The organism is Diplocloster hominis (assembly GCF_032380655.1).
Taxonomy (GTDB): Bacteria; Bacillota; Clostridia; order Lachnospirales; family Lachnospiraceae; genus Diplocloster; species Diplocloster hominis.
Map to the genome: position 1 here is coordinate 21,570 of NZ_JAWDIY010000013.1, position 24,218 is coordinate 45,787.

Consider the following 24,218-nt stretch of genomic DNA (forward strand, 5'->3'; position numbering starts at 1 on the left):
AAATCTACTTTTAAAGTAGATAATGCCCAGACAACATTATTTTAATTTATAAGTAGCATTCTGTCAACTGTTCTGTCAATCTGTGTAGGCGAAGGAGATATAAGAAATATGATTTTAAAGCTGACCGACAGGTTTTATTCCGTAAAATATTGCAGAACAGAAAGGAATAAAAAACATGTATGCTACAAAAATCAAAATGAAATCAGGCTGTAATGGTTCAATGAGTTTAACAGAAATCGATGAGATCTACATTATGGGAAATGCATTAACCGGATATTACAAGAAAGAATATCTACATAGTTATTTACAAATGTATCCGAATTCCATCCAGGTTTATATTTATCCATATCCCTATCTGGTACCAGCTGAAAGTAAGTATGAGGAAAAGTATGTTCGTTCACAGCCGAATAATATCCAAAATGACAATCTTTTAAATTTACCAAGAGAATAACTCTAAATGACAGAAGAAACCTCAAAATAAGGTTTCTTCTGTTACAAATACAATAAATTCAGTTTCCTTAGTAGGGATAGCTTGACGATACATGAGATAAGGAGAGCATATGATAGCTCATATAAACAAGGATACTAAAGAAGAACAAAGTGTATCCGCACATCTGAAAGAAACCGGTGAGTTGGCCTGGAAAATAGGAATTCCCTTACGTATTCCTCATCTCGCAAAATTAACGGCATATTTCCACGATATGGGGAAATGGCGCATTCGGTTTGAAAATTATTTGCGTACCGTGATAGAAAATCCACAATCAATCAAAAAGGGCAGCGTCAATCACAGCTCGGCCGGAGCGATCTATATTTATCGACGCTTTTATAAGAAGGGAGAACATGAAAAGTTAACTGCGCAGTTAATCTGTACCGCGATCATGTCACATCATGGCTTAGCTGATTGTCTATCTGTGGATGGCAAGGATATCTTTCACCGAAGGTTGGAGGAAAACACGGATGAACTAGAATACGAGGAGGTCCTGGATAATTTTGAAAATGATGATATATCAGAATTGCCTTTTGATGATTGGTTTCAGGAATCGGTAAATGAAGTAAGACTCTATTTAAAAGAAAGGGAAATAGCAAACATATCCAAAGATTTTGCACTGGCAATGCTTGAGCGTATCCTGTTATCCGTTTTAATAGATGTTGACAGGCTGAATACAGCGATTTTCGCCGGAAATCGTCAGGAAAAAGAGATCAGGGACGATGTTCCGAATTGGAAGGATCCCCTTCATAATCTGGATCTCTATATGAAAAGCCTGCCTAAATCCGGGAAGATTAATATTTACCGGAATCTGATTTCAGATGAGTGTTATAGTTTCGCAGAAAACGGAACAGGCATTTATACCTTACAGGTACCCACCGGCGGGGGAAAGACACTCAGCAGTATGCGGTATGCTCTGAAACATGCCCAGGAGACCCGCAAGAAAAGGATATTTTATATCGCACCGTATATATCTGTGTTGGAACAAAACAGTAAGGAATATAGAGATATCCTGAAAAAAAAGGAGTGGATACTGGAACATCATTCCAATGTGATTCCTGAAAATAGAGAACAAGAAAAAAAGACGGAATTAAACATTTATAAACATATGACAGAAAATTGGGATCAAAAGATTGTATTAACCACCTTTATCCAATTTCTGAACACACTGTTTTCAGGAAGTACCCAGGCGGTACGGCGCTTCCATAATTTATCCGACGCGGTCATTATTATTGATGAGATTCAGTCACTTCCACTGCACATGACAGCTCTATTTAACATGGCTATGAATGTACTAAATCAGCTATTTCACACAACGATCGTTCTGTGTTCTGCTACTCAGCCTTTATTAGGCAAAGTCAGTAATCCGATCCATCTGAGTGATCCGGCTTCTATCATCTCATCTTCGGAAACTTTATTCCGGGATCTGAAACGTACCGTGATCGAACCGAAAAAGGGACCATATGACGCTGAACGTACAGCAGAATTGGTGGAAGAGATCTTACAAAGAAAAAGAAATGTGCTGGTCATTCTGAATACAAAGGCGGCGGTCAGACGTGTTTATCAGGCAGTATGCGCCAGGTGCAAGACTTCAGATTGTCCGATTGCGGTTATGCATTTGAGTAACAATATGGTGCCGGAACATCGTATTGATTCTATTCAGAAAATGAAAAAGAAACTTCTGAGTGAAGAGCTTTTTGTCTGTATCAGTACTTCGCTGATTGAGGCGGGGGTGGATGTCTCATTTCAAAGTGTCGTCCGCTCTTACGCCGGTCTTGATAGTATCGCACAGGCGGCGGGACGCTGTAACCGCAATGCTGAGGATGAAGACGGCGCAGGAATCGTATACGTGATCCGGTGTACAGAAGAGAACTTAGGACGGATGGAGGAGATAGAGGCGGGAGGTAATATCAGCAAAGTACTTATCCCTGAATTTGTGAAGAGAGAGATAGAGCCGCTGGCTCCCCAGGCTATGGATGAATACTATATCCGGTATTTTGGCAGAACCGATGCCGCACGGAAAATGAACTATCCTATTGAGGAGTGTGGAACGAACCTGGTAGAATTATTGGAAGGGAATCCGCAGGGCTGCAGGGCTTACAGTACAAAGCAGGGGGTAATTCCAGACTTGGTTATGAAACAGGCATTTGGGACAGCAGGTGATAAATTCGAGGCGATTAAAAGCAACACTACAGGTGTATTAGTACCCTACAAAAAGGGAGAGGAACTAATCAAAACACTAGATAAAGAGGTATCTCCGAATCAGCTGCCGGGCTTATTAAAGGATGCTCAGCGTTATACGGTAAATCTGTTTCCGCATCAGATAGATAAGCTAATGAAAGAGAAGGCTCTAATGATACTAAAAAATGGAAATATACTTGCACTCAAAGAAAAATTTTATGACCTGTCACTTGGTATCGTTACGGATGGGAGGTGCGAATTATCGGAAGAGTAGGTATATGTAGCAGAGACAATCAGAGAGAGATTCCAATGAGTAGAGAGAGGAAACAGAACGAGCAGAGGGGATAGGAGGGAACAGCATGGAAAAAGAAAATAGTATTGAGTTCAAAGTGTATGGCAGGAGGGCGTTGTTTTCTGACCCGCTTACCAGGATCGGCGGAGAAAAATTTACTTATCCGATACCAACTTATCAGGCAATAAAGGGGATCACGGAGAGCATCTATTGGAAGCCGACCTTTATCTGGTATATTGACAGCGTGCGGGTTATGAAACAGATACAGACGGAATCTCAGGGAGTCAGACCGATCGACTACGGCGGTGGTAATACCCTTTCCATATATACCTATCTGAAAGATGTGGAATATCGGGTCAGAGCCCATTTCGAGTGGAATGAGAATCGGCCGGATATGGCGGATGACAGAAATGAAAATAAACACTATTTTATTGCACAGAGAATGCTGAAGCGGGGAGGCCGTAGGGATATCTTCCTGGGAACCAGAGAGTGCCAGGGATATGTGGAACCCTGCAGTTTCGAGGAAGGGGGAGGAGCTTATGATAATATTTCGGAGTTGGCTTTTGGTCTGATGGTTCATGGATTTACTTATCCGGATGAAGTGGTCAGAGAGGAAGAAAAGGGGAGTCTGACGGCGCGATTCTGGAGTCCTGTGATGAAAAGGGGAGTCATCCAATTCGTAAGGCCGGAACAGTGCCTGAAACAACGGATTCTTCGGCAAATGGATATGAAGCAATTCGACGACGGTCATTTTTCAAGCGTGGAGGAACTGTATGAGGAGGTGAGATAGTTGGGATGGATACAGGAACTATATGAGACATATGAGAACAGCAGAGAACTCGTCGGACTTGTGGATGATACCGGAAATGTACTTCTGCCGATCGGGCATTCCACACAAAACGCGCAGGTGGAAGTGGCGATTGACCTGGACGGAGAATTCCAGGAAGCAGGAAAGATAGAAGATAAAAGCAAAGCTGTGACTATTATTCCGGTGACGGAGAATTCCGGAGCCAGGTCCAGCGGTATCGCACCGCATCCTCTGTGCGATAAATTGTGTTATGTGGCAGGAGATTTCGCCGATCATTCTGATAAGAAAAAGGCAGCGGAGTACTATGAGGCTTATATTGAACAACTGGCCCGGTGGTGTGAAACAGAGAATTGTCACAGATATGTGACGGCAGTTTATCAATATCTCAGGAAAAAAACACTGATCGATGATCTGGTCGAAGAAGGGATACTGAGTCTGGATGAAAATGGATTCGTTCAGGATAAGAACCGGATTCAGCAGATATCCCCTTCTGAATATTTTATCCGATTCAGAATACAGGATTTTAATGCGCCATTAGGAGGCGAACTTTGGAACAATAAAGAAGTGTATGAATGTTATGTGAACTACTATCTGAGTACATTGAAAAAGAGGGAAATAGATTATGTCACTGGGGAAATTCTTCCGTGCACAGACAAACATCCCGCGAAGATACGGAACAGCGCGGACAAAGCAAAGCTGATTTCAGCCAATGATGAGACAGGTTTTACTTATCGGGGACGGTTTAAAAAGAAAGAGGAAGCCTTGTCTATTGGTTACGCGCAGTCGCAGGAAGCCCACAATGTGCTGCGCTGGTTGCTCCAACGCCAGGGATATCGTAAGTTTGGAACCGCCATTGTAGCCTGGAACGTGGAGGGCAGAAAGGTTCCGGATTTCCTTTCTGATACGGAGGAGGTTGCCGGTGTAATTCCCGGAGATATCGGGTATTCCTATGCGGTGGAATTAAGAAAAGCTATCTTGGGATTATATGGTAATCTGAATAATCATAATTCCCATATGGTGATTATGGCTATGGATGCAGCCACCAAGGGGAGATTATCGATTACTTATTATCAGTCCACCAGCGGCTCAGATTTTCTGGAGCGTCTGGCTTTCTGGCACACTTCCTGCGCCTGGAAGATAGCCTATAAAAAGGACAATATGGATAAATACTTCGTATTCATAGGGGCCCCCAGGCCGGAAGATATGGTTTTGGCAGCATACGGAGCTGAAAGAAACGGGAACGTTAGCGTGGACGATAAATTGATGAAAGCCTCAATAGAACGGCTGCTTCCATGCATACTGGACAAGCATCCGCTGCCCAGGGATATGGTAAGGGCTGCGGTTGCCAATGCTTCCAGACCATTGGCTTACAACCGCGCAAACAGACGGAAATATCTGGAGATTACCTGCGCTATGATCAGTAAACAGCATATTGATGAATCCCAGGATGAGAAGGAGGAAGCAAAATTGGCTTTAGAGAAAGATAACAAAAAGGGTGATTATCTGTATGGAAGGCTGCTGGCAGTAGCTCACGCTATGGAGGCGATCACCTTTGCTCCCGGAGAAAACCGGGAGACGAATGCCACCAGATATACAAATATGTTTGCCAAACGGCCATTTAAGACCTGGCAGATCATTTGGGAGAAAACATTACCATATAAACGGAAATTGACCATTGGACAGAGGATCTATTTTGACCAGCTGCTGTCAGAGATTGAAGGTATGTTCCCGGATGAAGCTTCCAGACATTTGAGCAGACTGGATGGAGATTACATTCATGGTTACTATCACCAATTACAGGAGATTTATCAAAAAAATAAGAATGCTAAAGGAGAGGAATAAGAATGGGAGAATTTACAAGTAAAATTGATTTTGCGGTGTTGGCTACTGTAAGAAATGCGAATCCCAATGGGGATCCTCTGAATGGAAATCGGCCCAGAGAAGATTATGACGGCTTCGGGGAAATATCAGATGTGTGTGTTAAAAGAAAAATCAGGAACCGTCTGCAGGATATGGGGGAAGAGATATTTGTCCAAGCGAATGATCGGATTCAGGATGGTTTTAAAAGCTTAAGCGAACGTGCGAAGAATTGTGCAGAACTTGCAGCCGCCTTAAAAGAAAAAAACAGTGATAGTTATGCGCAGGCCGCATGCAAAAAATGGATCGATGTCCGCAGCTTTGGACAGGTATTTGCATTTAAAGACAACAATGTGTCGATCGGAGTAAGAGGACCTGTTTCTATACATCCTGGAATCAGTATATCTCCTGTAGATATCGTTGATCTGCAGATTACGAAGAGTACCAACAGTGAACCAAGCGCTGAGGGAAAGAAATCTTCCGATACGATGGGAATGAAGCATCGGGTAGAGTTTGGTCTGTATGTGATTAAAGGAAGTATCAATCACCAGCTGGCGGAAAAGACCGGATTTTCCGATGAAGATGCGGAAAAGATTAAAGAAGCGTTAAAGACCTTGTTTGAGAATGATTGTTCTTCAGCCAGACCCGATGGCAGTATGGAAGTTTATCGGCTGTATTGGTGGAAGCATAATTGTCCTGGCGGTCAGTATTCGTCGGCTAAGGTTCACCGGTCGCTGAAGATTCAGCAGAAAGATACGGAAAGCAGTCCGAGGAATATAGAGGATTATGAGATTACACTGGAATCCTTGCAGGGGCTGGAGCCGGAGGTTTATGAAGGCTTATAAGGAAAATTATAGACATTAAATAGTAGTTCCTGTATATTCGAGAAGACGTGACGGAGTTTTTGGTGGAATTTAGAGTTATGAGTCAGAGGTAAAAAACACTTGTAATGAACTTGTCGCTGACAGCAGGTTTCTATTTTTTATATAGGAAATGCCAGTGCTTCATCCGACCCGAAATGTTGTAAAAGTGCTGATACGATTATTTCTGGCTGGATGGAGCCTGGGGCTAGATAGAAACAATGAAGGATTTTGGACACTTAAGGAAGAGGTCTAATGGTCATTTGAATATAAGAGAGCATTTGTAGGTGCGAACATGAAGTGAACATGAAAATACAGGGGGATTCGCACCAAAATTTTTGGGTAAAAATAGCCAAATAGCAAAATAAAGAAATTTATTATGATCTTGATTAAGAATTTGTTGTTGGTTGTGTATAATGAAACATGAAATTGTGGACAAAATATGGCTATTTTTGCAGTTGCCAAGCCCACGCGGCTTGCGGATATAAATTATCCTCCTGGTTTCCTTTTCTGTTGACAGCAAAGTTGCCAAGCCCACGCGGCTTGCGGATATAAATTGCATCGTCAGTTGTCCACCACTCCTTTTTACTGTTGCCAAGCCCACGCGGCTTGCGGATATAAATTATTTTCCCTATGTCCCTGACACCCTTGCAGAAGTTGCCAAGCCCACGCGGCTTGCGGATATAAATTTCTGGACTTTTTATGGCATACAGAACGGCATGGTTGCCAAGCCCACGCGGCTTGCGGATATAAATCTGTCACCGATCAAGGCCCTGACAATCCCGCTTAAGTTGCCAAGCCCACGCGGCTTGCGGATATAAATTAATATAAATGATTCAGACAGTTGTTGGTGTATTGTTGCCAAGCCCACGCGGCTTGCGGATATAAATCTTATATTCCTGTTTTGCCGAATATGGTAACGGCGTTGCCAAGCCCACGCGGCTTGCGGATATAAATCTGAGTACAAAAGAATATGATGCGGAGCGGAAGCGTTGCCAAGCCCACGCGGCTTGCGGATATAAATAATGCGCCACTGGACGGATCCAGTATACCCTTAAGTTGCCAAGCCCACGCGGCTTGCGGATATAAATTGGTACGGGCTGTAAAGAGAGCGACCATAATTACGGTTGCCAAGCCCACGCGGCTTGCGGATATAAATGAATGCGACCCGGATCCGTGCCGGTAAGGTGGTGAATCTGATCCCACGCGGCTTGCGGATATAAATGAATGCGACGGTGATCGGTTACAACACACAGGAAAGTTGCCAAGCCCACGCGGCTTGCGGATATAAATCGGTACCGGTCACAATGTGGAGATCTGGACACCGAGTTGCCAAGCCCACGCGGCTTGCGGATATAAATTAAATCCATTGTGATCTTTCTTTTTTTGTCCTACGTTGCCAAGCCCACGCGGCTTGCGGATATAAATATTGTCTACCGCAATACGAGTTAGACAATTTATCGTTGCCAAGCCCACGCGGCTTGCGGATATAAATGTCTGCATATGTTCAAATCCGCTGTAGAGTGTGTTGCCAAGCCCACGCGGCTTGCGGATATAAATCTGCAGCTCCCTTAACTCCGCCTTGAGACTTAAAGTTGCCAAGCCCACGCGGCTTGCGGATATAAATTTTTAATTTATATATATAAAACCATCGAGGATATCGTTGCCAAGCCCACGCGGCTTGCGGATATAAATAGGTCCATACCCAAAGTCTTTCTAAGCTTATGCGGTTGCCAAGCCCACGCGGCTTGCGGATATAAATATCTATCTTTGTATCAAAATTCAGGCTGCCATCTGGTTGCCAAGCCCACGCGGCTTGCGGATATAAATTTACCAGATTATGACTGAATGAATTGTAGTTTACGTTGCCAAGCCCACGCGGCTTGTGGATATAAATACTGACAGATATAATACGATATAATATTGCTTACCCGACAAACTCATTCCTCTCGAATTCAAGGATAGGAAACAGGCAGGAGCAAATAATTTGCAGAAGGGTTACAGGAGAATAGAGGTAGTTGAAAATAGCCAATTATCATTGAGTTTAAATAGATAAATATCTAAATTACATAATATATATACGGAGGAATATCATGCCCAAAAAGACATATGAAATAACGTTTCATAGTTCAGCAGCAGAATACTTGACTTATGTTGCAGCAGTTGGTGACAATGCTGATAGTATTGAAATGCGCTATGAAGATGAAAATATATGGCTCACACAAATAATGATGGCACAGCTTTAGAATGTATCGGTTCAAAACATAGGACAACATATTAAAAAATATATGGAGACGGTGAATTGATTCAGGAAGCAACTATAAAGAAATTTTTTATAATTCAAAACGAGGGCGGCGTAAAGTCTCGCGGGAAATGGTTCACTATAATCTCCAGATGATCATTGCTATCGGTTTTAAGGTCAATAATGATCGCGCAGTTCATTTTCGTAAATGGTCCGGTCAAATAGTCAAAGATTACACCATCCAAGGCTGGTCGATGGACAAGGAACGTCTCAAAAAAGGGTATATGGGATTGAACACATGGGAATCAGCTTCTAACGGAAAAATTGTAAAGACAGATGTGTCGATTGCAAAGAACAATCTGAGCGACAAAGAAATGTCTTACATGGAAAGAATTGTATCTCTTTATCTTGATTATGCAGAACTACAGACAGAATGACAAATTTCTATGAGTATGGAAGACTGGGCAAAACGGCTGGATAGCTTTCTGGAATTCAATGGAAATGAGATACTGCCTGGTGCTGGTAAGATTAGTGCAGAACAGGCAAAACTTCATGCAGAGACAAAATTTAAACAGTATCGAATTGTACAGGATAGGATATTTATGTCCGACTATGATAGATTTTTATTAGACTGGAAGAAGAAATTAAGAATAAATCCGATTAATCACTAACGATGAAGAAAATAGTTATTTAAGGAGTTCATATATAAAATCTTTATCCCTCCACAAGTAGAAAGAGGTACGATTTTAGTTGACAGATAAGGAAGAGAATTGTTGTAAAAAGCAAGTTAAGCTGCCGCACTTTTGATTTTAAATCTTTGTGCGGCAGCTCCGGTTAAAATTCGAATAATGTAAAAGGTGCAGCCTACTGCCGTGTCTCATATTCCCGGATGCGGTCGATCTTGGGCTGGGAGGAACATCCGTCCTCGAATTCGGAGGAGAGATAGATATCGGCCAGCTTCTCGACATTCCGGATTCCCAGAGTGAAAGCTCCGAAACAGGCAATATTTGCCTTATTGCTTTTACGGGCCCGTTCCGCGGAATAGGCGTCCGTAATCAGGGCGGCATAAGCCCCTTTGACCTTGTTAGCGGCGATGGAGACGCCGATGCCTGTACCGCAGAGCAGGATACCCCGGTCAAATTCCCGGCGGGCGATGGCATCTGCCAGACGGAAGGCAGTATTGGCATATATGGGATCATCGGAGCCATAATCGGTGACCGGATATCCTTTTCTTTGCAGATAGGCGGTCAGCTGTATTTTCATCCCGCGGGCATTAGGGTCGCAGGCAATCACGATACGGTGCATAGGCTCAATCCTCCTTTAGCATTACTTCCAACATTCCGTCAGCCATGGCGGACAGAAGAATACAGCAGGATACGGCGCCTGCGTCCAGGACTCCCCGGGAACGCTCGCCCAGCCGGGAGGCACGGCCATATTTTGCGGTCAGATTCCGGGTCAAAACCATACCGGATGCCGCTGCGGCTTTCATGGCGTCCAGGGCGGCGGTGAAACTCAACTGCTGGTCGGAGGATTCCTTGATAGAGCGGCAGGCCGGATACAGAGTATCTACCAGCGTTTTATCTCCCGGGCGGGCATCCACGATATCGTACAGACTGCGCAGGCCATTTTCCATCATGGAGGAAAAGGTCTGCAGGGTGATTTCATCCGCATTGTCGGCGGATTCGGACATACTGAGAAAAATCGTGCCGTAGATCGGTCCCATAGAGCCTCCGATCTGGTTTAAGAGCAGCAGACCGAGATCTGCCAGGCCGTCCGTGAATCGTACCGGCTTCTCTGCAAGCTGCTCCTGGTACATCGTAAAGCCTTTGTTCATATTTATTCCATGATCCCCATCTCCGATCATTCCGTCTATTTCACTGAGATAATCTTTGTTTTCCTGGATGGCCCGGACCATTTTCAATAAAATGACCCGTCCATCCTGATTTTTTATCAGCATGAGATACTCCCTTTCTATGCTCTCTTATCAGTTGGCTTTTAATTCCTTATGGGCTGGCCTATCATTTGTTTTTGGCTGGCTTATAATTTCTTAGTTGTTGGCATAGCCTATCATTTCTTGTCGGTTCTTTTATGTACTCTTATGCGTTCCACGGTTTACTGCCGGAACCCGGCACAGTCGGCTTCCATATCAATGAGAGTGCGGAGCTCTTCATCCGTATTCATGATAGTCAGGGTGGCTCCTTTCATATCCAGCGAAGTAAAATAATTTCCTACATATGCCCGGTGGATCATAAGACCCTTTTGGGACAGCAGATTCTCAATCTCATGAAACAGGATGTAGAGTTCCATGAGAGGCGTAGCACCGAGACCGGATAACAGGACAACAACCTGATCCTCCTGGCGGAACGGCTCATCCGGTAGAACGGCGCTTACCATACGCTTTGCCATGCCAGCCGCGTCTTCCAGCGGACAGACTTCGATTCCCGGTTCTCCATGATGGCCGATTCCCACCTCCATGGTTTTGTCCTGAATCGTAAAATTGGGGTGATTGGAGCCGGGCAGGGTACAGGGGGTCAGTCCGATCCCGATGCTGTGCGTGTGGCGAAGCGCCTTTTGGGCAGTCTGAATTACCTCGTCCAGGCTGGCGCCTGCTGCCGCTTTGGCGCCGGCACATTTCCACATCAATATTTCGCCGGCGACTCCCCGCCTTTTATCCGCCTGATTACGGGGGGCGCTGGCTACGTCATCGTTGGCCACTACGGTCTTGACCTGGATGCCTTCGCGCTGTGCCGCCCGCACCGCCATTTTGACATTCATATTGTCACCGGAGTAATTTCCATAGAGACAGGCTACGCCGGCTCCCCCGTCGGCCGCACGGAATGCTTCCAGGAAGGCCAGAGCGGTGGGGGAAGAGAAAATCTCGCCTACCGCGGCGGCGTCGCACATATTTTTTCCCACGTAGCCGATGAAGGCCGGTTTATGGCCGGACCCTCCTCCGGTAACGATTCCCACCTTGCCCGGGATCGGAGCGTATTTGGCGGCGACGACTCCGCGGGTGTTTGCTGATTCGTATGTGACCCGCTTCACCAGATGACTGTTTGCCTTAACAAAGCCGTCCAGCATATCGTCGATCATTGTGTCCGGGTTGCTGATTATTCTCTGCATGAATATACCTCCTACTATTTGTTTCTATGATGATCTGACGGTCTCCTTTCACCATGTACATGAAAACGGTCCGCCTGCTATAGGGCTGATTACGGATCTTCTTCCAAGGTATAGTTCATGATACGGATTTCACTTGCCTCAGCGTGATCCAGGATACCCCGGAGCCGGCCGTGATGCATGACCAGGATCCGGTCGCATAAGCCCAGTACCTCATACATTTCCGAAGACAGCAGTATAATGGAATAGCCCTGGGAAGCCAGTGAACGAATCAGTTTATAGATCTCGGATTTGGTTCCGATGTCTATGCCATGGGTGGGCTCATCCAGAAACAAAATTCTGGGATTGTTAGCCAGCCAGCGGGCAATGATACATTTTTGCTGGTTTCCGCCCGAGAGATTAGAGATGAGCTGTCTGCCCGACGGAGTCTTGATACTTAGCATACCACAATATTTTTGGCCCAGACTGCGGCTTTTATTGGGACGGATAATGCCCAGGCGGTTTGCCAGCGCCTTGATGTGTACGGCTGTGATATTATCGTCCACTGACATTTTGGGATAGATCCCCTGAGTCTTACGGTCCTCTGCCACGAAGCCGATCCCGTAACGGATGGCGTCCTCCGGCTTCCGGATATTGACCGGTTCTCCATACAGGAGGATCTCTCCGCTCTCTTTTCGCATACTTCCGAAAATGCCGTGAAGGAGTTCACTGCGTCCGGCGCCTACCAGTCCGGTGAGCCCCAGAACTTCCCCCTCATAGAGAGAAAAGCTGACATCTGAGACATAGTTTTTTACAGTGAGGTTCCGGACTTCCAGTGCTTTTGCCCGCGTGCTATAGTCCTGCAGGAAATCCGAACGTTCCTCCAGCTTAAAGTCCCTGCCGACCATGTAGGAGATCAGCTGCTTCAAAGAAATCTCTTCTGTGTTGTCCAGGGTGATAACCTTGCATCCGTCCTTTAGGACAGTGATCCGGTCCGCCGTCTCCTTTACCTCTTCCAATTTATGAGTGATGAAAAGGATGGAGACGCCGTCATCCCGGAGTCCCTGCATAATTTTCAGAACTTCCCTGATTTCCCCTTTTGTCAGCGCTGCGGTGGGTTCGTCCATGATCAGGACTTTTGGATCCTCCGAAATGGCTTTTGCGATTTCGACCAGCTGTCTTTGCGATACGTTGATGTCCCGGATCAGATCGTTGGGATGGATACTGGACACATGCAGCCGGTCCAGAAGTTTCTGGGCGTTTCGGTTCATGGCGGACCGGTTGGTGATACCCAAGCGATTGGATATAAGCCGGCCGGCATGGATATTTTCGGCTACGGTCAGGGCAGGTGCCAGAGACAGCTCCTGGTGCACCATGGCGATTCCGCGGCTCCGGGCTTCCAGAGGACTATGCAGGTGTACCGGCTGATCCTGGATGAGATAGTCTCCGGATGTAGGGGGGAATACGCCGTCCAGGATATTCATTAGAGTGGATTTGCCGGCGCCGTTTTCTCCGATCACTGCGTGGATCTCACCAGGACGGATATCAAGCGATACATCCTGCAGGGCTTTGACACCGCCAAAATGTTTACAGATATGATTTAAACTGCAAATAGTATTCATAGCGTTTCTCCATTTTTGTTTCCTTTACACCGATTTACATTAGTTTCAGTCCGCTATTTTATTGATCCGATTTCATTTTTCTGGCGCAGTCCAGGGCTACGGAGCAGATGATGACGATACCCAGACAGAAGGTCTGCCAATAGGCGGGGATTCTCAACAGCGTGAAGGCGTTGTTCAATACCCCCATAATGGCGGCGCCGACGATGATACCGATGATATTACCTTCGCCGCCTGCCATACTGATTCCGCCGATGACAGCCGCAGCGATAGCATCCAGCTCGTTACCGTCACCGTAGCCGGCATCCGCGGTGGACATCTGGCCCAGCAGGATCAGTCCCACCACTGCGGCCAGAAGTCCGTTCATAATATAAGGGATGACTCGGGTGAATTTTACATTAATCCCTGATAATTTGGCGGCTTTCTCACTATTGCCGATGATATAGATATTGCGTCCATATACGGTATATTTGGATATCAGAAATCCCACTATGATGATGAGCAGCATGATCAGAATAGAGAGGGGAATATTTCCCAGCTTACCTCCGCCAAAGACCGTGATCCATGATTTATCCACACGAATCGGCATACCCAGCGAGATCATCAGCGCGATCCCGTAACTGACATTGGACATTCCAAGGGTGGCGATAAACGGCGGAATACCCAGTCTGGTCACCAATAGACCGTTAACCAGTCCGCAGGCGCATCCGGCCAGCAGCATTCCAAGGAAGCCGAGGATGGGACTTAAGCCCAGGCCGGTTCCGGAGACGATAAATGCACCAATGACAGCCGTCATTCCGACCAGGCGTCCTATGGAGAGGTCGATCCCGCCGGAGATAATTGTAAAGGACATAGCTACGGCAAGAATCGCGATTCTGGAGATCTGTCGCAGGATATTAATCATATTGGCGGTAGTCAGAAAAATATTGGAACCGAAACTGATGCCGATACATAGGACGATCAGAAAAATAAAGGCGCTGACCTCCGGTTTTTTTAACAATTCTTTCAGATTAGACTTCATATTATGTATTCCTCCAGTACCGCTTCGGGGCGGCAGTATTAGAACGCAGGTTCCGACAAGGATCAGGCCGACCGGGACGTTATGTACAGTCGGATCCTTCCGGGCCGGCCAGTCCTCCGGCTCAGACGAGCCGGCCTGCCAGATCACAGATTAATCGGGATAGTACTCGGTCACATTATCCGGTGTCAGAATCTCACCGCTGAAGTAATTCACGTCCTTGATCGGTTCGCCGGCGACCAAATAGTTGTAAGTGCAGATCAGCGGAGCCGCGCCCTGGTTAAAGGGATCCTGGTCCAGACAGCCGTAGACCTCTCCGGATTTTGTGTAACGGACGGTCTCGGCGGTCCAGTCGTGGCAGAATAATTTGACCTGCCCGGTTTTCCCGGTATCCTGGATTGCCTTGGCGGCACCTTCCGGACCACCGGCAGATACATAGATGAATTTTAAATCGGGATAGGCCAGGATCGCATTCGATGCCTGATCATAGGCCAGATCTGTCTTGTCGTCATTCTCCGTCTCGGCGACGCACTCGAAAGCGGCATTGTCTTTTAAGGCATCTTTGAAACCATTCCGGCGCTGTTCGTGGCTGTATACACTGAAGGAGCCTGTGATAACCGCGTATTCCCCGCCGTCCTCGCCGATCACCACACGGGCGTACTGGCCCAGACGGTTGGCCCCCGCGTAACCGTCCTCTCCGAAGAAGCCCATCCTGGCGGAATCCTCCCCAGCGTCGGTATTCCAGGTGGTAACTATGATACCGGCGTCCACCGCTTCCTGGATAACCGGCTGAAGTGTCTCGGAGAAACCGAAAGTGGCGATGCCGTCATAGCCCATGGTGATACAGTCCCGGATCGCTTCTTCCACTTTTACAGTATTGAACTCCGTCAAGGCTACGAAGTCTACCTGGCAGTTCCGGTCCTTCAGTGCTTCGGTAGCCCACAGAACGCCGTCTTTTACCAGGAGGGAGAACTCATTCAGCTCCAGTCCGATGGCAGCCAGGCGGAGCGGTTTTTCAGATACCTGGTCCACAGGCAGTGCATAGGCTTTTTTTCCCAGGGGAAGTTCGATCTCAGCGGCGGGTGTGAAGGATGCGTTATCTGAAGCGGCGTCCGAATTGCCGTTGTCGTCTGAAGGGGCTGCAGCATCTGGAGCTGCGGTGGAAGCCGGGCTGCCGGAAGCATTTTCCGGGCTGCCGCCGGTATCGGCAGCTTTCTGACCGCAGCCTGAAGCGGCGGCAATAAGGAAAGAGAGGGCCAGGAACAAACAGAATATCTTTTTCATACGAAATACCTCCATAATTTCATACTATCAGGCTCTTTATTTGGTTGATTGATGGCTGTGTCAGGTGTCCAGCAGGGAATAGACAGTGTTACGAAGTCTGGGATGGCAGTATTCCTGCAGATTAGCCGCAGACGGCATGAGCTGGTGTGTATAACAGGCGCACAGCTTACGGTCCGGATCGATCATTGTCCAGGAACCGGCAGCGCCGCTCCACCCGAACTCTCCTGCGGAGCTGCTGCTGCCTCCCGCAGCCGGATCTACCATCGTGCGTACGCCCAGGCCGTATCCATATCCAAGCATATTGGGCCAGGTAAGGCGCTGTACTTTCTGAAAATCTGCCATTTGACAGGGTTCCAGATGATTCCGGCGTATCAGGTCGATGGTCCGGGGGCTCAGAATGCGGGCATCCCGGTAAGTTCCCCCCAGCGACAGCATTGTGGTGAAGACGGACATGTCCTCCAGAGTAGATAAAAGGCCGCCTCCGCCGCTCTCATACAGATATTCCGTTCGGTAGAGATGCTCCGCCTCCGTAAACAGGGCTTTCGTCCCTTCCCGGATCGTAATCACATCTGCCAGCCTATTTGCCTTATCTGCGCGCAGGACAAAGGAAGTGTCTTCCATTCCCAGAGGTTTAAAGAGTTTTTCGGTTAAAAATTCCCCCAGAGTCCGTCCGGACCAAACCTCGATCAGAGCGCCCAGCACGTCCATGCCGTAACCATAGCTCCAGTGTGTGCCAGGATCATAAGCCAGAGGAACTCGAGCCAGTTTTTTCACAAAATCCTGGAGCGTGATCGGTTCTTCGGGCCAGAAGGAGCCAAATGCGGCGATGTCTCTTCCCGTAAGGCTGGATTCGCCGCCGTAAGGGATACCAGAAGTCATCCGCATAAGATCCTGAATGGTGACAGGATGGCTGACCGGCAGAATGTGCGGCGTATCGCTGCCGTCATTCTGGTAATAGGTTCCACCGGAAAAACACGGAAGATATTCCTCTACAGGATCAGTTAGCAGGAAGCATCCCTGTTCGAACAGCATCATGGCGGCAGTGACCGTAAACAGTTTAGTGTCGGAAAAGATCCGGTAAATCGTCCGGGAGTCAAAGGGAACACTGGCATTCAGATCGGCATATCCTGCACATTCCTGAAATAGCAGTTCTCCCTGATAGGACACGGATAATCCGCATCCGATGGGGCCGTCGGGTCGGAGAAAATGGTTAAGCAAGTGTTTGAGCGGGCCGGTATCTGCCGAAATGGTGTGTGTCGGGGCAATGTCTGTCCTCATAAGGCCTCACATTCCTTTCTCAGCCAATTTTTTCTTCATGAAAGCGACGCTGGGCGCCAGTTCTTCCTCATTATGAGCGCCATGAAGGATGATACCGTCATGGTATCCGAGTTTTTTCAGTTCATCCAGCATCAGGTCAAAATCAACGATCCCGTTTCCCGCATAGGTAAAGTCCAGCCCCTCCCCCTCTTTGATGTCTTTACCGTGGACCATCATAACATCATTGCCAAGCAGATCAAACGCATGTTTCATGATTTCTGAGGCATTTTTCCGATAAGCATTGCCCCTGGAAAACAGATTCGCTCCATCCAGTACAACCTTCAGCCAGGGCGACTGCATGTCGTCGATCAGCCTGCGGGCCTTTTCCGGACTGTTGATTACGTTGGTATATTCCACTTCCAGTCCCAGATATACCTGATAGTGTTCGGCGATGGTAAGGGCCTGTTCCACAGCCCGGCAGATATCGTTCCAGGCCATGACTGTGTCATTTTCTTCGTGGCGGTCCCACATGGCTTTATGGGAACGGCTTCCGGTGCAGAGATTAATCTTATTGCAGCCGAGTATCGGGCAGACGGCCGCCAGCTTTTCCAGGCGGTACAGGGCATCATGCCGCTGGTCCGCGATGGGGGAGATCAGGTTGACGAAACCGTTGGCGATGGGGATCTCGATCCCATGCCGGTCCGCCGCTTCCCGGGTTTGTTTTGCCAGCTCGGGAGTAAAGTTATCCGGAAGGGTACCCCAATTGTCATTTTCATATCCTTCGCACCAGGGATGGAAGGCAAACTGTGCCTGATCGAAGCCGATCTCTGCCGCGGCGGCAAACATTTCATCCAGGGTGTGGCGTGTCAGTTCCCAGGTTATCAAACCTATTTTCATTGCGATCACCTCATATTCATATGATTTATTCAACCTATCATTTATCACTAATCAATCTTATCCATTCCAAGTCCGACCGGGACGGCGGCAGGACGGTCACAGGTACTCTGGAGCTTATATACGGAACCGGAGGAGGAAGCCTTCTCAAATGCCAGCAGGATCTCCAGCACATGATAGAGGAACGTATGGGAAATACGGGGAGCTCGGCCGCTTCGAATGGCGTGAGCAAGATCCAGTATTCCCAGTCCTCTGGTCTTTTTCAGGGGATCGTGGTGCCGCAGTGGCATTTCCCTGACGAATCCGGAGAAATCAAAAATATTCCCTTTTGACCCCATATCTTCCGTATCCAGATCCGCCACGGAATCCAGGATACTCTCTTTTCTCAGCACGGATACCGGGCCGCAGAACAGATCCGGGTTCGGACAGAACAGGGAACCTTCAGTTCCGTAAATCTCCATATCGGGCAGATGAGCGTGCCAGACGTCAAAGCTGAAATTAACGCTCAGAACCGTTCCGTTTACGAACTCCATAGCTCCGCAGTAGTGGGTGGGAACTTCAACATCCATGGTTTTTCCCCGAAGAGGTTTGCTGTGGATGACCCGCTGCCTGGTGGTAGTCTTGGCAAAACAGGTGATTTTGGAAACCGGTCCCAGTATACTCACCAGAGAGGATATGTAATAGGGGCCCATATCCATCATTGGCCCGCCGCCATACTTATAGTAGAATTCCGGGGACGGATGCCAGATCTCATGTCCCGGCCATACAAAATTAGCCGATCCGCCCAGCGGTTTCCCGATCCATCCCTCATCCAGCAGCTGCCGGCAGGTCTGGATACCGGCTCCCAGAAACGTATCCGGCGCGCAGGCACAGTACAGTCCCTTTTCTTCCGCCTTCTGAAGCACTTTGGCCGCACTGTCCAGATCCAGTGCGAAAGGCTTTTCGCAGTAGACATGTTTACCGGCGTCCAGAATATCCAGATTGACCTGTGTGTGGGCGCCGGGCACAGTGAGATTCACCACAATGGCGATCTCAGGATCTTGCAGCAGCTCCTCCGCGCTCAGATGCCGTGGAATACCAAACTTTTCGGCAGAAGCCTTTGCCTTTTCCGGGAGGATGTCAGCTACGGCAGTTACCTCCAGTTCCTTGCCATAGCGCTGCGTCAGATTGGTCAGATACAGATCACTGATATTCCCGCAGCCAATGACGCCAACTTTTACTCGATCCATTTGCATTACCTCCTTTTTTGTGTTTTTTATATTAAAAATGGATGAATAGGAAGCGATTTCTATGTGAAAATATATTTTTGAAAAAGTTTAGGTTGCTTTAATTGTAAAAAATAGATAAAATAATTAATAATTTTGAAAAATAATTATGCTTTTTTCTAAATATATCATATAGGACTGCTACAATGTTTTCACGCCAAAAGGGTTCTGATGCTGGTCACTTTTTGTCCTGATCAGAAAATGGCTGAACGGAAAGGAGAGTATGGACAGCAAAACCATAAGTATCAGTATGCCGTGATAGGATCCGGTTTGTGTACGGATCATACCCGCAGCTCCGGGGCCCAACAGGGAGGAGGGGATGGCGGTGGTTAGGATCACTGACAGATTCACGGAATAATGTCTGGCACCGTAACGTTCCCGTATGAATGTGGCGGAGCACATGAGTGTGAGTCCGTAAGTGATACCCATACACAGGAAGGTTATGACCAGGAATATTACACTATTAAGATACAGAGCGGCGGCCATAGTGATGCAGGAACTAAAAAAAAGAACGTCTGTGATCCAAAGGATCCTGCGGTATCCGAGCTTGTCGTAGAGAAAGCCTCCTCCGACGCGGCCGAAAGCATTGGCCAGGGCCAGGAAGCTGGTGAGAAAACCTGCCAGTGCCGTGCCGGTTCCCATAGATAAGGCGATCGGAGCCGCATTGCTCAAAGCGACCATACCACCGGTCATGAGAAGTGCTGCCCATATAAATAAAAACCAAAAAGAGCGTGTCCGAAGCATCCTGTCCGTTGGGAGATCGCTGTCATTTTCATTAGCCAAATCAGCCTGAGATGGTGGAGGATTGAGGAGAAAGGACAGAGTCACTGAGATGCAGCCAAACAAAATACCAAAAGTGAAAAAGAGGAAACGCCAGCCGACCTGATCCAGTCCGAAGGAGATAATCAGACCCAGAACAAAAGAGCCGACTCCGAAAAACGCAAGCATGGTACCGTTGGCGAATCCCGGCTTGTCCGGAAACCATTTGGAACCGTTTGAAAGCACCGTGTTATTCATCACACCGGATCCCAGCCCCCAGATTATACCGTAAGACAGGAAAAGAAACAGCAGATTGCTGCACAGTGAGGTCAGGAGAAGTCCGCCGCTGACGGCTGCTGCGCTGGCCAGCAGCATTCGGCGCAGTCTGGTTCTTTGGTTCAGCCAACCGCCCAGCAGATTACCCAGGCTGTAGCAGACAGACTGGAGCGAGAAAATAAGGGAAGTCTCCCGGCGTGTACACTGCAAAGCCAGCTCGATTGGTACTGAAAAATTGGACCAGCAATAAGTAAAGCCCAGTTGAAAAATCATAAGACAGGAACCGAAAAGAATAAGATTCCGTTTCCTATGAAGCATAATGACCACTCCTTTCTTTTGTCCATATTTTACTCGCACGGACACGGTACTTGCTCGCCAAAATCACTCTGGAGATAGACAGTATTTGTGGCAGTGTCGGAATATCCGAAAATAGAGACACCGATCCGGCAGAACCGGAAAAAAGTGGAAGCGAAATTTTAAAGGATCACGAAACAATGAATATAGGTATGTAATAGGAGGAACCGTATGGCTTACTTTGAAGAACGTTCGGATCTGCTGATCAATGGAATAAAATGTAGTGCCGGCATAAGAAAAGATTACAATTACAGCGCCCACTGGCATAGGGAATGCGAGATCACCTGCGTGGTAAACGGCCAGATCGACCTGTGGATCAATTCTTATCTATATCACTTACAGCCTGGGGATATTGTTTTTTGCCCCGGCGGTTACATCCATTATGGGCATTCGATTTCAGAAAAGAGCACTATGCTCATTATGCTATTTCATCCCGACCTGATCGAACCTCTTTATAAAAGTGATGAACTCAGGACCATGTATATCGATGCGGGTATGCGATTAAACTCTAAGGAAAATCAGAATGCGGTCAATGAAATCGAGAGCTGCATCTTTTTAATATTAAATGAGCTGATCGGGAAGAAGGCGGAGTATATCGGGGTAATACAGGGAAAGGTATTGGTGATGACCAGCCTGCTCAAAAGGCTGTTTCCGGTGGCAGTGCGTAAAGAGGGCAGCGAACTGCCCTACACTTCATTGGTGATGATGCAGAAGGCGCTGTCCTATATCGATTCCCGCTTTCGGGATGATATCTCCTTGGAAGAGGTGGCAGGGCGCCTGGCTGTAAGCTCTTGTTATCTGTCCAGAATGTTTCCGAGGATCACAGGGCAGACCTTCAAGGATTATCTGGCCCAGAAGAGAATCGAATACGCGGTTAATCTCATACACAATACGGATATGACGATCCTGGATATCGCGCTGGACAGCGGGTTCAACAGCATTCGGACGTTCAACCGCTGTTTCAAAGCGGTAACCGGGGAGATTCCCACAGCAGAGCGCAGGCATGGAAAGAAAGAGAGGAACTGACATATAGTTTAAACCGATAACCAACTGCACTTGTAACTATTTTACTTTTAAGTTAGCAGAGCTTACACTTAAAGTACGAGGATCGTTAAAAAAACATCAAGTAAATCATCAAGTGCAAATGGAGGTGTTTAAAGTGTCGCAGTTTAAATGTGTGCAGGCCGCGGAACATGTGATCGTGAACCGTGAAAAGCTGGCTCGGGAAGCCAGGCAGAATGGTCGGATCGTTATCGGACACTACTGCTGTACCTTTCCCAGAGAGCTGATTACGGCTGTAGGGGCGGTGCCTTATCGGATTACCGGCGATGTAGAGGAGACGCCGTCCGAAGTCGACCGGGTATTGGAGACCACCATGTGTCCGTTTATCCGAAGCAGTATCGATCTGGCGCTGAAGGGACGGTATGATTTCCTGAGTGCAATTGTCGTTCCCCATGCATGTGAGTGCCTGGAGAAAATGTATGACATCTGGGACTACTACGTAAAAGAAGTGAAACATGTGATCTTTCTCGAAGTACCGCATATGACCTATGACACTTCTTATGTCTTCTATGCGGAATCCATCCGGGCCGTAGTATGCGAGATGGCAAAACAGATGGGACTTGAGGTGACGGATGAGAACCTGAAGAAGGCAATCAGGCTGCATAATGAAAACCGAACATTGCTCAATGAATTATACGAACTGCGGAAAGCGGATATCCCGCCGGTATCGGCGACGGATATCCACAAACTCGTGTTTGCGGGCTCCTTTATGGAAGTGGAAGCCCATAATCAGCTGCTGAGAGATGCGATCGCTGAGATCGGCGCATGTAAGCCGGAAGGCCCTGCCAGACCGAGAGTAATGTTACATATGGCTCAACTGGACGATTGGGCGCTGCTGGAGCTGATCGATGAGTGCGGTGCGGATCTGGTGGTGGATGATATGTGTATCGGCACCCGGGCTTTTAACTTCCAGGTTGATGAGGCGAAGGATCCCTATGATGCGCTGGCATATGCCTATCTGCATGATATTAATTGTCCGCGAACCTACCGCACAGAGTCCCGGGAGGAGCGGTTTGCCCATATTACGCATTATGCGAAGGAATACCGGGTCAGCGGTTTGATTATTTTCATAACCAGATACTGCGATACCCATGCGTACGACGTGCCGATACTGCGCCGGTTTGCGGAGGATGCAGGATTGAGTGTGCTGACGCTGGAGGACGACTACAGCATAATCAATTCTAAAGGACAATTAAAGACGCGGATTCAGGCATTTGTGGAAATGCTTTGACGAAGGGAGGGAATGAGAAATGTCAGAACAAGCAAAACCTGTGAAAAAAACAACGGCTACGAAATATACTCAGGCTCCCCGGATCGCCAGGCGACTGTCAAAGGACGAATATGCGAAAGCGCATCAGGCGAAAGCTGAGGGACGCCCGGTCGCTTATGTTATGGTGGGAGTTAACGGCGTTATCTTAAAAGCTTTGGATATCACGCCGGTCTATACGGAGAATTTCTCCGGAGTCTGTTCGGCTATGAAAGCGGAAGGCCCTTTTATCGATAAGGCAGAGAGTGACGGATTCTCGAATCTGGTGTGCAGCTACGCCAGAATCGGACTGGGTATCTGTGGCTGCAGGAATGAGGGAATGCCGGTGGAGGCTCTCCCGGCGGGCGGAATCCCGGACCCCGACCTGCTGCTCGGTACCGGATATTGCTGTGATACCCGGTTTAAATGGTATGATTCCGTTTCTTATTATTTACCGGATGTACCGGCTTTTAATTATGAAATTCCGCTGATTCAGTCCCCCTATATTGATACGGATAACCTGAGACTGAAACAGGCCTATATTGACTATGAGGTGGAACAGCAGCACCGTTTTGTAGAGTTTCTGGAAAATGCGACGCATCAGAAGATGGATTGGGACTATTACCGCCAGTGTCAGAAGTATCAGTACGAGGCTCAGTGCTACTGGTACGAGGCCAACCGCCTGCGTGCCCAGGGCAAATGTGTCATGCCGGCGTCGGATAACTTCAGCTGTATTAACCCGTATCTGTTCAATCAGGGGGACGTGACCACCAGGGATTTCTACCGGGATATGTGCGAGGAGATCAAAACCAAGATCGCGAACAAAGAATATGTCCTGGAGGACGAAAAATACAGAATCTGCTGGGGGATGGGAATTCCGCCGTGGCATCAGATGAACCTCTTTGACTATATCGTATCCAAAGGCGGCGTCGTGGTCGGTGAGACTACTTATAATCCTTCGGAACCCTACGATCTGATCAAAGTGGATACGGATGATCCCATTCGGGAAGAGGTTACCAGGCGCTGGGAGAAGGATTGGGAAAAATTCCGCAAGGCCAGAGAAAAGAATATGAATCTGACGATGATGTCCATCGCCGATCTGCTCGAGGAAAACAGAAGCGACGGAATCATGTGTCATGCGACCAAGAGCTGCCGTGCCGTCACCGTGGGACAGATTCATCAGATGAACGTCATCAACGAACAGTTTAATTTACCGACCCTGTTCATGGAAAGCGATATGGCCGACTCCAGAGAATTCTCCGAGGCGCAGATCTTTTCACAGATCGACGCGTTCATAGAGACGATAGATGCCAGGAAGAGAAGCGGTAAATAAGAAATGCAGATAAAAATGGCAGAAG

At 47.7% G+C, this 24,218-nt stretch carries 19 protein-coding genes, 1 pseudogene and 1 CRISPR repeat array; of the genes and pseudogenes, 10 read left to right on the top strand and 10 right to left on the bottom strand.

What is annotated here, in order from left to right; all coding sequences use genetic code 11:
- Positions 1 to 175 precede the first annotated feature (175 nt).
- The 7 genes and pseudogenes from ABC831_RS13340 to rhuM all read left to right on the top strand — a co-directional run bounded on the left by ABC831_RS13340 (position 176) and on the right by rhuM (position 9,398).
- Positions 176 to 451 (top strand): DUF3892 domain-containing protein, encoded by a 276-nt coding sequence (locus tag ABC831_RS13340; RefSeq protein WP_343248601.1) that lies wholly within the window; start codon positions 176 to 178, stop codon positions 449 to 451.
- A 109-nt stretch (positions 452 to 560) separates the two neighbouring features.
- Positions 561 to 2,942 carry a CRISPR-associated helicase Cas3' gene (cas3, locus tag ABC831_RS13345; protein ID WP_343248602.1) on the top strand — a complete coding sequence of 794 codons (2,382 nt, stop codon included), beginning with the start codon at positions 561 to 563 and terminating at the stop codon, positions 2,940 to 2,942.
- An 85-nt stretch (positions 2,943 to 3,027) separates the two neighbouring features.
- The gene (cas5c, locus tag ABC831_RS13350; protein WP_343248603.1) at positions 3,028 to 3,750 is read left to right on the top strand and encodes a type I-C CRISPR-associated protein Cas5c; all 723 of its coding nucleotides are present in this window, start codon (positions 3,028 to 3,030) and stop codon (positions 3,748 to 3,750) included.
- Positions 3,751 to 5,610, top strand: coding sequence for a type I-C CRISPR-associated protein Cas8c/Csd1 (cas8c, locus tag ABC831_RS13355; RefSeq protein WP_343248604.1), 1,860 nt, complete (start codon positions 3,751 to 3,753; stop codon positions 5,608 to 5,610).
- 2 nt (positions 5,611 to 5,612) lie between these two features.
- Positions 5,613 to 6,470, top strand: coding sequence for a type I-C CRISPR-associated protein Cas7/Csd2 (gene cas7c / locus ABC831_RS13360; RefSeq protein WP_343248605.1), 858 nt, complete (start codon positions 5,613 to 5,615; stop codon positions 6,468 to 6,470).
- Positions 6,471 to 6,942: 472 nt separating this feature from the next.
- A CRISPR array of direct repeats spans positions 6,943 to 8,382; the repeat unit is 33 nt; unit sequence GTTGCCAAGCCCACGCGGCTTGCGGATATAAAT.
- A gap of 196 nt (positions 8,383 to 8,578) precedes the next feature.
- The gene (locus tag ABC831_RS26530) at positions 8,579 to 8,731 is read left to right on the top strand and encodes a virulence RhuM family protein (protein WP_425524588.1); all 153 of its coding nucleotides are present in this window, start codon (positions 8,579 to 8,581) and stop codon (positions 8,729 to 8,731) included.
- A gap of 127 nt (positions 8,732 to 8,858) precedes the next feature.
- Positions 8,859 to 9,398, top strand: a pseudogene (rhuM, locus tag ABC831_RS13365) (RhuM family protein).
- A gap of 193 nt (positions 9,399 to 9,591) precedes the next feature.
- On the opposite strand, the gene ABC831_RS13370 reads toward rhuM, so the two are convergent.
- The 10 genes from ABC831_RS13370 to ABC831_RS13415 form a co-directional block, all read right to left on the bottom strand.
- Positions 9,592 to 10,032, bottom strand: coding sequence for an RpiB/LacA/LacB family sugar-phosphate isomerase (locus ABC831_RS13370; protein WP_343248606.1), 441 nt, complete (start codon positions 10,030 to 10,032; stop codon positions 9,592 to 9,594).
- Between the two features lie 4 nt (positions 10,033 to 10,036).
- Positions 10,037 to 10,684, bottom strand: a complete 648-nt coding sequence (gene dhaL / locus ABC831_RS13375; RefSeq protein ID WP_343248607.1) for a dihydroxyacetone kinase subunit DhaL — start codon at positions 10,682 to 10,684, stop codon at positions 10,037 to 10,039.
- A 155-nt stretch (positions 10,685 to 10,839) separates the two neighbouring features.
- Positions 10,840 to 11,850 carry a dihydroxyacetone kinase subunit DhaK gene (locus tag ABC831_RS13380; RefSeq protein WP_343248608.1) on the bottom strand — a complete coding sequence of 337 codons (1,011 nt, stop codon included), beginning with the start codon at positions 11,848 to 11,850 and terminating at the stop codon, positions 10,840 to 10,842.
- Positions 11,851 to 11,939: 89 nt separating this feature from the next.
- The gene (locus ABC831_RS13385) at positions 11,940 to 13,448 is read right to left on the bottom strand and encodes a sugar ABC transporter ATP-binding protein (RefSeq protein ID WP_343248609.1); all 1,509 of its coding nucleotides are present in this window, start codon (positions 13,446 to 13,448) and stop codon (positions 11,940 to 11,942) included.
- Between the two features lie 58 nt (positions 13,449 to 13,506).
- A complete protein-coding gene (locus ABC831_RS13390) occupies positions 13,507 to 14,466 on the bottom strand; it encodes an ABC transporter permease (RefSeq protein ID WP_343248610.1) in 960 nt (319 codons plus the stop codon).
- A 150-nt stretch (positions 14,467 to 14,616) separates the two neighbouring features.
- Complete coding sequence (locus tag ABC831_RS13395) at positions 14,617 to 15,747, bottom strand: substrate-binding domain-containing protein (protein ID WP_343248611.1); 1,131 nt, start codon at positions 15,745 to 15,747, stop codon at positions 14,617 to 14,619.
- Between the two features lie 60 nt (positions 15,748 to 15,807).
- On the bottom strand, positions 15,808 to 17,025 hold the full coding sequence (locus tag ABC831_RS13400; RefSeq protein WP_343248612.1) for a serine hydrolase domain-containing protein: 1,218 nt from the start codon (positions 17,023 to 17,025) through the stop codon (positions 15,808 to 15,810).
- 6 nt (positions 17,026 to 17,031) lie between these two features.
- Positions 17,032 to 17,934 (bottom strand): sugar phosphate isomerase/epimerase family protein, encoded by a 903-nt coding sequence (locus ABC831_RS13405; protein WP_343248613.1) that lies wholly within the window; start codon positions 17,932 to 17,934, stop codon positions 17,032 to 17,034.
- Between the two features lie 14 nt (positions 17,935 to 17,948).
- Positions 17,949 to 19,127, bottom strand: a complete 1,179-nt coding sequence (locus ABC831_RS13410) for a Gfo/Idh/MocA family protein (RefSeq protein WP_343248614.1) — start codon at positions 19,125 to 19,127, stop codon at positions 17,949 to 17,951.
- A gap of 177 nt (positions 19,128 to 19,304) precedes the next feature.
- Positions 19,305 to 20,471 (bottom strand): MFS transporter, encoded by a 1,167-nt coding sequence (locus tag ABC831_RS13415; protein ID WP_343248615.1) that lies wholly within the window; start codon positions 20,469 to 20,471, stop codon positions 19,305 to 19,307.
- Positions 20,472 to 20,723: 252 nt separating this feature from the next.
- Here ABC831_RS13415 and ABC831_RS13420 point away from each other — a divergent pair, with 252 nt between their 5' ends.
- The 3 genes from ABC831_RS13420 to ABC831_RS13430 all read left to right on the top strand — a co-directional run bounded on the left by ABC831_RS13420 (position 20,724) and on the right by ABC831_RS13430 (position 24,193).
- Positions 20,724 to 21,578 (top strand): helix-turn-helix domain-containing protein, encoded by an 855-nt coding sequence (locus ABC831_RS13420; RefSeq protein ID WP_343248616.1) that lies wholly within the window; start codon positions 20,724 to 20,726, stop codon positions 21,576 to 21,578.
- Positions 21,579 to 21,711: 133 nt separating this feature from the next.
- The gene (locus tag ABC831_RS13425; RefSeq protein WP_343248617.1) at positions 21,712 to 22,845 is read left to right on the top strand and encodes a 2-hydroxyacyl-CoA dehydratase subunit D; all 1,134 of its coding nucleotides are present in this window, start codon (positions 21,712 to 21,714) and stop codon (positions 22,843 to 22,845) included.
- A gap of 19 nt (positions 22,846 to 22,864) precedes the next feature.
- Complete coding sequence (locus tag ABC831_RS13430) at positions 22,865 to 24,193, top strand: 2-hydroxyacyl-CoA dehydratase subunit D (RefSeq protein WP_343248618.1); 1,329 nt, start codon at positions 22,865 to 22,867, stop codon at positions 24,191 to 24,193.
- Positions 24,194 to 24,218: the final 25 nt, after the last annotated feature.